Here is a 13,299-nt window from a genome sequence, read left to right on the forward strand (position 1 = left end):
TTAGTTCATCCGGCGTTGTTCCTCCTCCGAAACCGTCCGACGATTCCCGGCTCCTTTCAATTCCCGGTTTCCAAAATGGTACGTGAACGTCAGGCGGGCGACGCGGGTTTCGGCGTAGGATGCAAACCGGAAATCCATTTGCTGGAACTGCAGCGTTCCCCGATAGCGCTGCGTCTGGAACAGATCGCCCCAGTTGAATCGCAGAACGGCTTTTTTCTGCCAAAAACTTTTCTGAAAGCCGACGCTCACCTGACCATACGCCCGCATTTTGTTCTGACTGTAGACGTATGGCGAATTATAAGAGGCCGCCAGTTCAGCCGACAGGCCGTGCGGAAAAACGAAGGTATGATTGCTGGTCAGATTGGCCGACGTCCAGGCCATATTCAGTGGTGTTCCGCCCACCCCGGATTGGTAGGAACTGTACGATACATTGGCGGTATTGCGGGCCGACCACCAACGGGTAAATCGCACAGGCGTACTCAGATTCAGCCCCAAAACCGTTTGTTTCGCCAGATTGACGAGCGTAACCCGCGTGACGCCGGTGGCATTGTTCTGTTCGTTGATGTCGGCAATGACATCCCGGGTCTTTGCATAACTCACACTCACGGTCGTTTCTTCCTTATAGCTGTAGCCGAGTTGGAAAGCGTTGGTATACTGCGGTTTCAGGTATGGATTGCCCTGCTGGTACATATACGGACTAAAAATCCGGATGAAGGGGTTCAGAAACTGGTAGTCCGGCCGGTCGATCCGGCGGCTGAAGGTATACTGAAACTGGTGGTTTTTGCCCACCTGGCGGGTCAGCGATACGTTCGGAAAGAGGTTCAGATACGATCGCTTCACGGTATGATGGGCCGTTACCGAATAGGCTTCGGTTCGGGTCTGTTCCAGCCGAAGACCCGCTTGCAACGTCCAGTTAGCCCAGTTTCGGCGGCCCGTCAGGTAGCCGGCGTGGATCATTTCGCGGTATTCGAATTGATTCGTACGGCTGGTGTCGAGCTGCCAGGGCACGGTTTGTCCTGCTTCCGCGCGTTTGGTCTCAAACCGCAAATCATTTTTGAGCGTCACAAAACTGCTTTTCCAACCCACTTCCACCGTAGTCTGCCGATCGATGGGATGCACATAATCGGCTTTGGCAGCCCGGATCAGGGCTTTCGATACAGTATGGAGTCGCTGAAAATCCCGGGGACCGGTTTCGACGCCCTGCGGGTTCAGGTAGCGGTTTTCAAACTGTTCCAGCGGCCGAAACGAGGCATCGGAATAATCGACATCCAGCAGCAATTCGCGTCCCTTGCCGCCCCGGCTCGTGGTGTCGAACCGATGGCGGTAATTCAGGTTGGCCGCCAGCCGGTCGATGCTGCGTTGGTTGTTGTTCCTGGTTTCCTCGGTGGAGGTCAGAACACCGGCTTTGTAAAGCACACTGGTGGTTCCACCCTGCGAGCGGTTGCCAACGTTCATGCCGTTCAGCAGCAATCCGATGGTCGAATGGCGGTTGGGCGAGAAATCGGTTCCAAACCGAAACGAGTGGCTGGTGTTTTGAATGGGTCGGTAGGTTTCCTGCCGGATCAATAGTGGCTGTCCGTCCGGGGCCAGCCGCCGGTCGATGTTGGCTACCGACCAGTAGTCGCGCTGATCGAATGCGTAGGTACCAAACCAACTCCACGGGCCAGTCCGGGCACTGAGTGTCAGGCCCGTATTGTATTTCAAAAACCGCCCCTGACCCAATCCGGCGGTCAGATTTCCGTTGAGCCGTTGAGCCGACCGGTTGCGTTTCAGGCGGATGTTGATGATACCGGCATTGCCGGCGGCATCGTAGCGGGCGGGCGGATTCTGGATGAGTTCAATGGCTTCGATGGTATTGCTGGGCGTGTTCCGGAGCAAATCCATCACCTGGGCGGCCGACAAATAGGTGGGCTTGCCGTCTATCATCACCAGCACATTGTCGCGCCCTTTCAGGCTGATCCGGTCCGACTGCCCATCCACCACCACGCCGGGCGCTTTTTCCAGTACTTCGAGGGCCGTTCCACCTGTGGCCACAATGCTGTTTTCAACGTTGAGAACCGTTTTGTCAAGTTGCTGCTCGATGAACGGTTTTTGGGCCTTCACCGTCACCTGGGACAATTGCCGGGCTTCTTCGCGAACCACCAATGAAGGCAACTGGTTGTTCCACTGGTTCTCGCCTACTGAAAAGACTCTGGAATAAGTTTTCTGAAACCCTACCAGCGAGGTCGCCACCAGATAGGTCCCGGCAGGAATGGTCTCAAATTCATACACGCCCTGCTGATTGCTCACCGTCCCTTTCACCAGGGTCGAGTCGGTCGCTTTCAGCAACAGCAAGGTCACCAACTCCAGCGGACTGCCCCCCGAATCGTGTACCAGACCCGTCACCCCGCCGAATTGCGGAGGCTGGGCCGTCAGGATACCGGAAACAAAAAGAAGCGCAACAATCAGGACACGTTTCACCATTACGGGGGCATGGAAAGCTGTTTTCTGATGAAAACTACGACTTCCCGATGCGTCTTCCCAGACTCAATTGGCTCAACCGGGGGTTTTATTGTTTGAATTGGGGGAGATCGTATCTGAAGTGAATGCCGACTCCAGCGTCCTGATCAACTGGGGCTTGATCGTCTGGGTGTATTGATAACCAATCCGGAAAAGATCCCGGGCGCGACGCCAATCGAAAACATCGTAGCGGCTCAATTCGGGCGGTTCGATCAGCAAGTGGCATTTGGCCAGCCGCTCCCGGGTCTTGCTGCGGACGGCCAGAATGAGACTGCGCTCCAAAACGCCTTTGACAGACGTAATCGGCTTCTGGGTTGCGAATGGATTGCAATGAATCCCCACGATCAGGTCGACCTTGTCTGCTATCACTTCGACGGGCATGTTGTTCAAAACCGCCCCGTCGACGTATTGGCGTTTGTTGATCAGGTAAGGTTCGAAAATACCGGGCAGGCTGCAGGAAGCCAGAATGGGCCGCACCAATTCGCCGGTATTGAATACCGTCAGAACGCCTTCGGTCAGATCCGTTGCCACCACATGCATCGGGATTTGCAGACTTTCGAAGCTATCGTGCGGTAGATATTTCCGGTATAATTCCTCCGCTTTGTCGAGCCGCAGCAGCCCCAAGCGGGTAAACGCGGGCCGAACGTGGCGGTAAAAGGGCGTTGTTTCAATAATTTTCAGGATTTCGTCGGGCGTATAGCCATTGGCGAACAAGGCGCCGACAATGGCCCCCGCACTCGTTCCCGCAATCTGATCGAACGCAAACCCTTCTTCCAGCAAGCCTTTCAAAACCCCCAGGTGCGCAATTCCCCGCGCCCCTCCTCCGGAAAGCACCAAGCCAATTTTCATTTTTTTAAGACGATGACGTTCACTTTTGCCCCTAAATCCCCTAAAGGGGACTTTAAGCATCCGGATTAAGCGGAGTCCAAGTCCCCTTTAGGGGATTTAGGGGCAAAAGCGAAGGTATAAAGAATTAGTAGACGAAAACTCTAAAGACGATGACGTTCGTATACCCGAAAAATTACGGAAAATTTAACCGCATTTCCTCATTCAGGTAACGAAGCGGATGCTGAATTTGCTACGGACATTCCATTTAATAATCCCGTTGCGGTTCATTCCAACAACGCGGCCAATTGTCCTTTCTCCCGAATCCGGATGCCTTTTTCAGTTGCTTCGACGGTGGCGGCTTCAACAACCGGATCGTGTTCGAACACCAGAATCCAGTTTTCCTCAGCCGCCTGCTTTAGCAAACGCGTTTTTTCCTCCATCGTCAGCAGCGGGCGGACGTCATAACTCATGATCCAGGGCAAGGGAACGTGGGCTGCCGACGGAATCAGATCGGCCACATAGGCCACTTTCCGGTTGCCGGCCTGAAAAACCGGCAGCGTCATGTTCTCCGTGTGGCCATCGACCTGAATCAGGTCGACGTTTGGGAAGGAAAAACCGCCCTGGTCGACAAACTGCAATTGCCCGCTCTGTTGTAACGGTTCGATGTTTTCCTTCAGAAAAGACGCTTTTTCACGCGGATTCGGATTTGTGGCCCAGTTCCAGTGCGCACTGTGACTCCAGTAGGTAGCGGATGGAAAGGTGGGAACGAGCTGGTCGGAAGTCCGGGAAACCGCCCCGCCCACATGGTCGAAATGGAGGTGGGTCAGCAAAACATCCGTGATGTCTTTTTCAGAATACCCCGCCTGCCGAATGGATTTCAGCAGAGACGCATCGCCGTGGGGCTCGTAGTGACTGAAAAACCGGGTGTCCTGTTTGTCGCCCAGTCCCGTATCCACCAGCAGCAACCGGTTGCTTTCTTCCACCAGCAAACAGCGCATCGCCCAGGTGCAGAGGTTACGCTCGTCGGCCGGATTGGCCTTGTTCCAGAGCGACTTCGGCACAACGCCGAACATGGCCCCACCATCTAATTTAAAAAAACCGGTATCGATCGTTTGTACAGTCATAGCAGGGTTAAAGGGGTCTTGGAAAATGAACAATCAGACTTCTATATACACTATTATTGGCATACCGTGTCCCATTGGATAAAGAATGGGGCATTAAAAAGATATTAAACAGCGCTATTTTATGCATTATAAACTAGATTTGCCTTGTATTTATCAGACATATTTAGTACTTTTAGGCATTGATTGAATACTCAACGTGTATGAACTTAAAGAATCTCACTGCATACTGCACCTTCCGGGCAGGTAACAGGGCTGCCGTTTCCGGTGTTGCTGGTTTCGATAATTCATCCATATCCATCGTACGTTATTTGTTCCATTTCGGGTTATCAATAACCCTGTAAATGCAGGATGGATTCCTGGATTCAATGATATATAAAATTTCGCTTGCAAATAAGTGATCAACCGGAAAGTCCGGTATAGAGGTTCCTTCTTCCTGTTTTCGGTTCGCCGAAGCGGTTGCATGGAATGGTTATACTGATCTTTTTTTTGAGCCTTACTCCTAACCGGGTAAGGTAGGTAGGACAGAGAAAAATGGTAGCAAAGATCCCCGTGCATTTCGGGGATTTTTCTTTTTAGGGCCTTCCACCTTTTCTCAGTTGGCCTTTCGGGTCAGCGTTTCGGTACCGAGGGATACGACAATGGTTTCTCCAATCTGCCACTCCTGCGCTCCTGAAGGCACATTGAGTACGACCAGGTTGTCTGTCAACCGAATCCGAAGCTGCGTTGTCGTCTCCTCAACCTGAACCTCCTGGATGGTACCCATAATGGGAACAGGCGTTATTTTTCCTGCAACAGATGGGCTTCCAATATCCGTCACCTTTCCCTGGTTCAATTCCAGGATGCGGTCGGCAACCCGTTGAATTTCGTCCTGATGGTGGCTCACCAGAACCGTTGTTGTGCCAAACTGCCGGTGTAAACGAACCAGTTCGTTGAGCAATTGCTGCCGGGTTTCGTAGTCCAGGGCCGAAAAGGGTTCGTCCAGTAACAAGACGTCCGGCCGACGCGCCAAAGCCCGGATCAACGCTACCCGCTGGCGTTGCCCCCCCGAGAGGGTTGCCGGTTTGCGATCGGCCAGATTGACCAGGTTGACCAGCGAAAGCAGCTCATCCACCAACGAATCCCGGCGGTTTTCGGCCGCGAACTCAACGTTTTGTCGGACAGTCATATTGGGAAAAAGCGCAGCATCCTGAAACACCATGCCAACTTTCCGCTGTTGGGTCGGCAACTGCATCCGTTGTGCGGTATCGAGCCAGATCCGGTCACCCACCCGAATCAGACCGCTTTCCGGCATTGTCAGACCCGCCAGAATCCGGAGGAGTGTCGTTTTTCCCGAACCCGAAGGACCGCACAAACCGGTCAGGCTCCCAGCCGCCAGCTTAAAATCAACATCGAGCGGGGCCGGACCACTGGCAAACAACAGATTCATCCGGGCCTGTAGATGGATCATTGGCATCAGAATATCACCCATCTTTTGTTAATTGCGTAAACTGTCAGCAAAATACCGAAGGAGATGACCAGCAGCAACAAGGCGTAGGCATTGGCCGCTCCGTAATGCAGCAATTCGACTTCGTCATAAATCGCCACGGAAGCCACGCGGGTTTGTCCGGGCAGATTCCCCCCAATCATCAGCACCAGGCCAAACTCACCGATGGTGTGGGCGAAAGACAGCACCAGGCCCGTCAGCAGCGACGGTTTGATGTTGGGCAGCAAGACGCGGAAGAAGGTCTCCCGGCGGGATTTTCCGAGCGTGTACGACGCTTCCCGCAACGACACCGGCAGATTTTCCAGGCCAGCCTGTACGGGGTGAACCATGAACGGCAGGCTGTAGAAAATAGACGCCACCACCAGCCCTTCAAACGTAAACAACAACCGCAGATCGAACCAGGAAAGCAGTTTCTCACCCAGAAAACCGGTCGGATTAAAGGCCAGCAAAAAGTAAAAACCGAGTACGGAGGGCGGTAACACGAGCGGTAAACTGATGACGGCTTCGACCACCGGTTTGAAACGGAAGCGGGTGAAGGCCAGCCAACCCGCCAGTGGAATCCCCACCAGCAGCAATAAAAGCGTCGTGGTGGTGGCCAGGCGAAACGTAAGCAGCAGGGGTTGCCAGTCGAAATCGGTCATCGGCGGGAAGGCAGTTGGTAGCCGTATTGTTGGAAAATAGCCCGTGCTTCCGGCGAAAATAAATAGTCGTAAAATTTCTGCGAACCGGCGGTGGCTTTTTTGAGCAAAACCACGCCCTGCGCAATGGGTTTTGCCCCTTTCACATCCGCCCAGCGGCCTTTGCCCCGCAAAACCGGCTCCAGCACCACCGATTTTGCCGTAAACCCCGCATCGACCGCACCCGAAACCAGGTATTGGTTGACCTGTGAAATGCTTTCTCCGTAGACGATTTTAGATTGTAAGCTTTTCAGCAGGTTCTGCTGGGTCAGCATGTTTACGGCCACGGCGCCATAGGGAGCGGTTTTGGGATTGGCAATGGCAATCTTCGTAATGCGTTTGTCGGCCAGAACGGCCAGTCCTTGGGCGGGATCGATGTCGGCCCGCGTCCAAAGCACCAGCAAGCCATAGGCATACGTTGTCGGTTTCGCCTGCGCCAGCCCGGCCCGAAAAACCAGTTCGGGATAGTGGAGATCGGCCGAGAGAAAGACGTCGAACGGGGCACCATTCTGGATCTGGGCCGTGAGCTTCCCCGATGAGTTGACGATGGATTCGACAGACAGACCGGTTTTCTTTTCAAAACCGGCTTTCAGTTTTTCCATGACGAACTGCGCATTGGCCGCCACCGCCACCCGGATTTTCTGGGCAGTAGCCGGGAGTGTCAATACAATAAAAAGCAGGATTAACCCGTGGCGCATGAACGATCGTTATGGTCTGGCAAATATAACGAGTTCTTGGAAATATGAGTGGGAATAAGTAGGTTTATATTCCTCATAAAACAACCATGAAACATCTTTTATTTTTACTCGCAGGGTGTCTTTTTAGCTTCAGCGGGCAGGCTCAGAAACACCTGGAATGGGCCGGAAAACCGAATCCGGCATGGAAGGCGGAGGTGGTCAGCCAGCATCAGAAAGGAAGCTGGTTGACGGGTGCTGGCCTTACGGTTTTGGGCACGACCGCCAAAGTCGGTTATTTTGCCGCCAACCGGTGGTGGATTGGGGCAGAGGGAGAATTGCACAATTTGTTATCGACCCGTCTGGAAGGCGGTTTATTCGCCCGGTATTACCTCTGGAATGGCTCACTCCTGAGTGGTTTTGCACTGGGTGGCGTATCCTACGGTCGGTTTCAGGGCTGGGATTGGGACATTGACTTCGAAACCCCCGGTTCGCCAACGCGGTATTCCAGCACCAAATTGAATGCCGGCCTAGGTCTGGAAATGACGCTTTCCCGGCGGTTGGCGCTTGAAGGCGTCGGGAAGGTGGGCAAACTCACCGATGCGGGCTGGTTTCAACCCAGTGTTCAGTTGTCGCTCAACGTGTATTTAGGTCGGCGATAGGCCTAATCTGGCTTGAAAATGCCGATTAAAATACGTAGTATTGATTTTATTGAATGAACAAGCGCATGGCAATACCCATTGTCTTCGAGGAGCCCAAACGCCGGAAACGCGTTCCCTCCTATCTGGTTTACGAAACACTCAACGGAAAGCCTCTGTATTACAAAGGCTACAAGGACGTTTTGTCAGGTAAGAAAACAGCCGCTGAGATTATGGGAAGTAGTTCGTTACAAGCGGCCATTGTGACCGCTATTGTTATGTTTATAGGTCGCACGATCAATCGAAAAAGATATTTAGTCTTTCAAATGAATCCGGCCTTCATGTCGATCATGGGAGTAACTTTTCGAACGACGTAGCCATTTTTGAAAAAGAAGGGTTAATTCTGACGAATAAATATTTTGATGTACCGCCCAAAGTAGCCATTGAAATTGATGTACAGATTGATCTGGAGAATTTTTCGGCCCGTGAGCAAAGCTATATTTACGCAAAAACCGAGCGGCTGCTTGACTTTGGTGTTGAACGCGTGATCTGGATTACCACCCAGCCCCAGAAGATATTCATTGCCAATCGCACTGGCGACTGGATTACCCACAACTGGGATGTGAATGTCCCGGTACTGGATGATTGTGTGCTGAACCTGACGGAGTTATTGCGGGAAGAAGGGATTGAGTGGTAAGTTTTCCCGCTCTCAACTCCCCTTAAATCGGGCCGCATCAATAATCGACCACAAGTGGATCAGCCAGCCGAGCAGAAAAAACCAGAGAACACCGGCCAGCACAAACTGGATGATTGCCATCAGGAGCCGCCCTTGCAGCAACTGACCTAAACCGGGAATGAAGAAACTACAGAGAGCAGCCAGCACGTTACCGCCCGATCCTTGACCTGCCATTGTTTTTGAGCGTTTAAAGTACGATTTCCACCGAAAAGTAGTGTGGTGATGGATCAATCCGTTCGGTTTATGACAAACGGTGATTCCTGTCCTTTAAACTGCCAAAAGCCGGGTCCGGTTTTAAAAACTTCTCATCCGTTTCGTTCCGGCAGTGTCATTAACCGCCATTTTCAGATGACGACATGAAAAAACCTGCAAGGTCAAAAAAGACCTTACAGGTTTCGGATCGGTTTCAAACCAGACTTTACAAGCCCAGTAATTTCTTGTTAAATTCCTCGTCAGCGCCCGTTCCGGCGAAGTCGTCAAACGCCCGTTCGGTGACGCGGATGATGTGGCTTTCGATAAATGGTGCGCCTTCAGCCGCTCCCTGCTCGGGGTGTTTGATGGCACACTCCCACTCCAGAACCGCCCAGCCGTCGTAGTCATACTGCGACAGCTTGCTGAAAATACCGGAGAAGTCGACCTGCCCGTCGCCCAGCGAGCGGAACCGTCCGGCCCGCTCGACCCAGCCCTGATACCCGCTGTACACGCCCTGTTTCCCCGTCGGATTGAACTCGGCATCCTTGACGTGGAAGGCGAAAATCCGGTCGTGGTAGAAGTCGATGAATTGCAGGTAATCCAGTTGCTGCAGCAAAAAGTGGCTCGGGTCGTAGTTGATTCCCGCGCGCGGGTGGCCGTCCACGTAGTCGAGGAACGTCTCGAATGTTACGCCGTCGTGCAGGTCTTCACCGGGGTGCAGTTCGTAGCCAACGTTCACGCCCGACTCGTCGAACGCATCCAGAATGGGCTTCCACCGGTTTCCGAGTTCCTGAAAAGCCGTGGTGACCAGGCCCTGCGGACGTTGTGGCCACGGATACATGTATGGCCACAGCAGCGCGCCCGAAAAGGTCACGTGCGACGTCAGGCCGAGGTTCTGGCTGGCTTTGGCCGCCCACTTCAGTTGCTGCACCGCCCACGCCTGCTGTTCTTTCGGCTTGCCCGCCAGTTCGGCCGGACCAAACCCGTCGAACATCGACGCATAGGCCGGATGAACCGCTACCAGTTGCCCCTGCAAGTGGGTGGAAAGTTCGGTGATTTCCACGCCGATCTCGTTCAGTTTGCCCTTCAGCTCGTCGCAATAGGTGGTGCTTTCGGCGGCTTTTTTCAAGTCAATCACCCGGGGGTCCCAGGTCGGAAGCTGGATGCCTTTGTAACCGAGGTCGGCCATGTATTGGGCAATGGAATCCAGTGAATTAAACGGGGCGGCATCACCCAGAAACTGCGCCAGAAAGACGGCCGGGCCTTTGATGGTTTTCATGTTCTTTTCAATTTTGAATGAGTGAATGAGTGAATGATAGAATGGATGAACAAACGTCAGGTGTTTTTTCGGGCTTTAGATAATATTTTCACAATCTCTGTAGCTTCTAACATTAAGCTCTCAAGTTTTGCAAACGGAATAATTTCAGTTTCGGCTAAAATCTCCATCCAGAATAATGATTCATCAGCCTCTTCAATTGTAATACTTAATTTAGCATAGAATTCCGCTTTGCTCCTCGCTCGGCACGCTGCCCGGTAATTGGCTCCTGTTGAGGAGGCTGAACGTAAAAATTGTTTGCCAATTATCTGAGCCTCATTCGTTTTAGGTAAAGCTTGAAAAACGCGAACGCTTCTCAGAACATAGTGCTTGGTTCTCCGCTTAAATTCTTCAATAAATGCTGCTTTATCAGAAACCGGTGAAAACTCTTCCATTTATTCACTCATTCTATCATTCACTCATTCAAAATTAAATTTCAACCCACCCCTGCTTCTTGTTCGATTCCAGTATCTTCTCGCAGATCAGGAGTTCGCGGTAGCCGTCGGCGAAGGTGGGGTAAGTTGGGTTTTCGGGCTGTTTGCCAGCGGCAACGGCTTCGTAGACTTCCTTGAACATCTGCTTCGAGGTGTCGGGGAAGCCTTCGTTGTGACCACCGGGGAACGAAATGACCGACCGCGCTTCAGAATACATCAGCGACGGATCGCGCATCAGGCTTTCGTTGTAGCCGTCACGGTTACCGATCCACATTTCGTTCGGGGCTTCGGAGTTCCAGGCAAAGGTTTTTTTCGAACCGGCAATCTCCAGTTTCATCTGGTTTTTGCGACCCGCCGAGACCTGCGAAACCGTAATGACGCCCTTGTTACCGTTGTCGAACCGCAGCAACACGTTGGCGTGGTCTTCGGTGTTGATGGGCACATCGGCGTAATCTTCCGGTTGCAGCATCTTGCCCGAATACGTTTCCACCGCTTTGAGCGGTTTTTTCCGGGTTTTGTGAATGGTGTTGAAATCGGCCAGCACGGCCACGGTTTTTAGTCCGGTAATGTATTCCAGAATGTCCATCAGGTGGGAGCCGATGTCGGCAATGGCCCGCGAGTCGCCCGACTTATCGGGTTCGAGCCGCCAGTTGTAATCCGTTTCGTAAAACAACCAGTCCTGCAAATACGACCCAATTACCGAATACACTTCGCCCAGATCGCCTTTCTCCCGCATCACCCGCATCTGACGAGCCAGGGGGTAATACCGCAAATTGAAGTGAACGGCATTCACCAGACCGGTTTTGGCCGCCAGTTCCACCAGTTCTTCCGCTTCTTTCAGATCTTTGGCCAGCGGTTTTTCGCAAACCACATGCTTCCCCGCTTCGAGGACCGCTTTCGATTGCGAATAGTGCAGAAAATTAGGCGTACAGATGTGAATACACTGGATGTCGTCCTGTTTCAGCAATTCGTCAAAGGTGTAGGAACGGGCAATCCCCAGTGCGTCGGCTTTCTGTTTGGCCAGTTCGGCCGTGACTTCGCAAAGAGCAGCTACTTCGACGTTCGGAAGCCGACGCAGGGCTTCAATATGAGCCGGACCAATAAAGCCCGTACCAACTACACCAACTTTGATTTTTTCCATTTTTGAGATATAAAGTACGTTTTTTGGTTTAAAAAGGAGGATTGTTTCGCGGAGTTGAACGGAGTAAAAGGAGTTTAGCGGAGAAATAAAAGTTTAAAAAATAAATCTCCGCTAAACTCCTTTTACTCCGTTCAACTCCGCGAAACAACCCATTTTACTCCACGAATTTCGTCCACTTTTCATTGGACTGGTTCGACTGGAGCACGGTTTCGATGAAGGCTAAGCCGCGGATGCCGTCTTCTGCGGAGGGGAAATCGGCGTAGATCGGGTCGGGTTCCTTGCCTTCCATGACACTTCGGAGCGTGACGGCGAAATTGCGGTACAGATTGGCGAACGCTTCGAAAAAGCCCTCGGGGTGACCAGACGGAACCCGGATGTGCGCCTTCGCGGCTGCGGATAATTCGCCAACCGCCGGGCGGAAAACCCGCTGCCCTTCCTGCGTTTTGTAAATCAGTGTGTTCGGCTCCATCTGCCGCCATTCCAGGCCACCGAGTTCGCCATAAATCCGGATACTCAGCGCATTTTCCTCGCCGTTGGCAATCTGGCTGGCGTGCAGAACGCCCTTCACACCGTCTTCAAACCGCAGCAGTACGTTGCCGTCGTCGTCCAGCTTCCGCCCCTCGACGAAGATCGTCAGGTCGGCACACAATTCAGTGATTTTCAAACCGGTAATGTATTCCGCCAGGTTCTCCGCGTGCGTACCGATATCGCCCATGCAACCAGCCGCGCCCGACTGGGCCGGGTCGGTCCGCCAGATGGCCTGTTTGTAGGACGTCGCTTCTTCCAGCTTCGAAAGCCAGCCCTGCGGGTATTCCACCACGACTTTGCGGAGTTTGCCCAGTTTGCCGCTCCGCACCATCTCGCGGGCTTCTTTCACCATCGGATACCCCGTGTAATTGTGAGTCAGGCAGAACAGTTTGCCGGTTTCTTTCACAATCTGAGCCAGTTCCCGGGCTTCCGCCAGATTCAGCGTCATGGGTTTGTCGCAAACCACATGAAAACCGTTTTCAAGAGCCAGTTTTGCGGGCGGAAAGTGCATGTGGTTTGGGGTTACGATCGACACAAAGTCCATCCGTTCCCCTTCCGGCAATTCCTTTTCTTTCAAAATCATTTCCTCAAAACTGCCGTATACACGTTCGTCGGGCAGATAAAGAGCGTAGCCAGTGGCTTTTGATTTTTCCGGATTGGAGCTAAAAGCCCCGCAGACCAGTTCGATTTCGCCGTCGAAAACAGCGGCCCGGCGGTGGACGGCCCCAATGAAAGCTTCCAGGCTTCCGCCAATCATGCCCATCCGAATTTTTCTGTGCGCCATACTATTGTTGAACTGAAGGTTTGGTTAGTTTGGTTGATTCTGACCGGATATTTTGGGTCTCTAAACGGGGAAGATTCAGAAAATCAGTTCCTACTACTCCCCCGTTAAAAATCTAAAAATATAAAATCAGAAGAATTTGGCCGGGAAATTAGCAGGTTTACTTATTTTTCGGAAATTTTGTATATTTCCATTCAATAAAACTTAGCTTTAACCACAAATTTTTCAACTAAACCCCTACAATACACT

Annotated in this window: 14 protein-coding genes; 3 read left to right on the forward strand and 11 right to left on the reverse strand. The window is 52.4% G+C overall.

Annotated elements, in window-relative coordinates:
- The 6 genes from DUE52_RS15670 to modA form a co-directional block, all read right to left on the reverse strand.
- The gene (locus DUE52_RS15670; RefSeq protein WP_114406975.1) at positions 1–2,463 is read right to left on the reverse strand and encodes a TonB-dependent receptor; all 2,463 of its coding nucleotides are present in this window, start codon (positions 2,461–2,463) and stop codon (positions 1–3) included.
- 72 nt (positions 2,464–2,535) lie between these two features.
- Entirely contained in the window at positions 2,536–3,348 is an 813-nt protein-coding gene (locus DUE52_RS15675) for a patatin-like phospholipase family protein (RefSeq protein WP_114406976.1), read from the reverse strand.
- Positions 3,349–3,611: 263 nt separating this feature from the next.
- The gene (locus DUE52_RS15680; protein WP_114406977.1) at positions 3,612–4,451 is read right to left on the reverse strand and encodes an MBL fold metallo-hydrolase; all 840 of its coding nucleotides are present in this window, start codon (positions 4,449–4,451) and stop codon (positions 3,612–3,614) included.
- A 592-nt stretch (positions 4,452–5,043) separates the two neighbouring features.
- Positions 5,044–5,898 carry a sulfate/molybdate ABC transporter ATP-binding protein gene (locus DUE52_RS15685; RefSeq protein WP_165840950.1) on the reverse strand — a complete coding sequence of 285 codons (855 nt, stop codon included), beginning with the start codon at positions 5,896–5,898 and terminating at the stop codon, positions 5,044–5,046.
- 5 nt (positions 5,899–5,903) lie between these two features.
- Positions 5,904–6,575, reverse strand: a complete 672-nt coding sequence (gene modB, locus DUE52_RS15690; protein ID WP_114406979.1) for a molybdate ABC transporter permease subunit — start codon at positions 6,573–6,575, stop codon at positions 5,904–5,906.
- The gene (gene modA / locus DUE52_RS15695; protein WP_114406980.1) at positions 6,572–7,309 is read right to left on the reverse strand and encodes a molybdate ABC transporter substrate-binding protein; all 738 of its coding nucleotides are present in this window, start codon (positions 7,307–7,309) and stop codon (positions 6,572–6,574) included. Before modA ends, modB begins: the two co-directional genes overlap by 4 nt.
- 86 nt (positions 7,310–7,395) lie before the next feature.
- On the opposite strand from modA, the gene DUE52_RS15700 reads away from it, so the two are divergent.
- The 3 genes from DUE52_RS15700 (at position 7,396) to DUE52_RS32790 (ending at position 8,620) form a co-directional block, all read left to right on the forward strand.
- A complete protein-coding gene (locus tag DUE52_RS15700; RefSeq protein WP_114406981.1) occupies positions 7,396–7,947 on the forward strand; it encodes a hypothetical protein in 552 nt (183 codons plus the stop codon).
- Between the two features lie 65 nt (positions 7,948–8,012).
- On the forward strand, positions 8,013–8,300 hold the full coding sequence (locus DUE52_RS32785) for a hypothetical protein (protein WP_229312178.1): 288 nt from the start codon (positions 8,013–8,015) through the stop codon (positions 8,298–8,300).
- 167 nt (positions 8,301–8,467) lie between these two features.
- Positions 8,468–8,620, forward strand: a complete 153-nt coding sequence (locus DUE52_RS32790; protein WP_229312179.1) for a hypothetical protein — start codon at positions 8,468–8,470, stop codon at positions 8,618–8,620.
- Positions 8,621–8,632: 12 nt separating this feature from the next.
- Here DUE52_RS32790 and DUE52_RS15710 read toward each other — a convergent pair whose 3' ends face one another.
- From DUE52_RS15710 to DUE52_RS15730, 5 genes are all read right to left on the reverse strand, one after another.
- Positions 8,633–8,833, reverse strand: a complete 201-nt coding sequence (locus DUE52_RS15710; protein ID WP_114406982.1) for a hypothetical protein — start codon at positions 8,831–8,833, stop codon at positions 8,633–8,635.
- A gap of 244 nt (positions 8,834–9,077) precedes the next feature.
- Entirely contained in the window at positions 9,078–10,130 is a 1,053-nt protein-coding gene (locus DUE52_RS15715; protein WP_114406983.1) for a sugar phosphate isomerase/epimerase family protein, read from the reverse strand.
- Positions 10,131–10,186: 56 nt separating this feature from the next.
- Positions 10,187–10,561: a four helix bundle protein gene (locus DUE52_RS15720; RefSeq protein WP_114406984.1), complete on the reverse strand. Its 375-nt coding sequence runs from the start codon at positions 10,559–10,561 to the stop codon at positions 10,187–10,189.
- Positions 10,562–10,595: 34 nt separating this feature from the next.
- Positions 10,596–11,741, reverse strand: a complete 1,146-nt coding sequence (locus tag DUE52_RS15725) for a Gfo/Idh/MocA family protein (protein ID WP_114406985.1) — start codon at positions 11,739–11,741, stop codon at positions 10,596–10,598.
- Between the two features lie 154 nt (positions 11,742–11,895).
- The gene (locus DUE52_RS15730) at positions 11,896–13,032 is read right to left on the reverse strand and encodes a Gfo/Idh/MocA family protein (protein ID WP_114407094.1); all 1,137 of its coding nucleotides are present in this window, start codon (positions 13,030–13,032) and stop codon (positions 11,896–11,898) included.
- Between the last annotated feature and the right edge of the window lie 267 nt (positions 13,033–13,299).

Source organism: Larkinella punicea (assembly GCF_003334855.1).
GTDB lineage: Bacteria > Bacteroidota > Bacteroidia > Cytophagales > Spirosomataceae > Larkinella > Larkinella punicea.

Excerpts from the sequence above, each read along its gene's own strand:
- DUE52_RS15675 (WP_114406976.1), bottom strand. The coding sequence starts at position 3,348 with ATGAAAATTGGCTTGGTGCTTTCCGGAGGAGGGGCGCGGGGAATTGCG.
- DUE52_RS15730 (WP_114407094.1), bottom strand. The coding sequence starts at position 13,032 with ATGGGCATGATTGGCGGAAGCCTGGAAGCTTTCATTGGGGCCGTCCAC.
- DUE52_RS15720 (WP_114406984.1), bottom strand. The coding sequence starts at position 10,561 with ATGGAAGAGTTTTCACCGGTTTCTGATAAAGCAGCATTTATTGAAGAA.
- DUE52_RS15680 (WP_114406977.1), bottom strand. The coding sequence starts at position 4,451 with ATGACTGTACAAACGATCGATACCGGTTTTTTTAAATTAGATGGTGGG.
- DUE52_RS15685 (WP_165840950.1), bottom strand. The coding sequence starts at position 5,898 with ATGATCCATCTACAGGCCCGGATGAATCTGTTGTTTGCCAGTGGTCCG.
- DUE52_RS32785 (WP_229312178.1), top strand. The coding sequence starts at position 8,013 with ATGGCAATACCCATTGTCTTCGAGGAGCCCAAACGCCGGAAACGCGTT.
- modB (WP_114406979.1), bottom strand. The coding sequence starts at position 6,575 with ATGACCGATTTCGACTGGCAACCCCTGCTGCTTACGTTTCGCCTGGCC.
- DUE52_RS15725 (WP_114406985.1), bottom strand. The coding sequence starts at position 11,741 with ATGGAAAAAATCAAAGTTGGTGTAGTTGGTACGGGCTTTATTGGTCCG.
- DUE52_RS15700 (WP_114406981.1), top strand. The coding sequence starts at position 7,396 with ATGAAACATCTTTTATTTTTACTCGCAGGGTGTCTTTTTAGCTTCAGC.
- modA (WP_114406980.1), bottom strand. The coding sequence starts at position 7,309 with ATGCGCCACGGGTTAATCCTGCTTTTTATTGTATTGACACTCCCGGCT.
- DUE52_RS15715 (WP_114406983.1), bottom strand. The coding sequence starts at position 10,130 with ATGAAAACCATCAAAGGCCCGGCCGTCTTTCTGGCGCAGTTTCTGGGT.
- DUE52_RS15710 (WP_114406982.1), bottom strand. The coding sequence starts at position 8,833 with ATGGCAGGTCAAGGATCGGGCGGTAACGTGCTGGCTGCTCTCTGTAGT.
- DUE52_RS15670 (WP_114406975.1), bottom strand. The coding sequence starts at position 2,463 with ATGGTGAAACGTGTCCTGATTGTTGCGCTTCTTTTTGTTTCCGGTATC.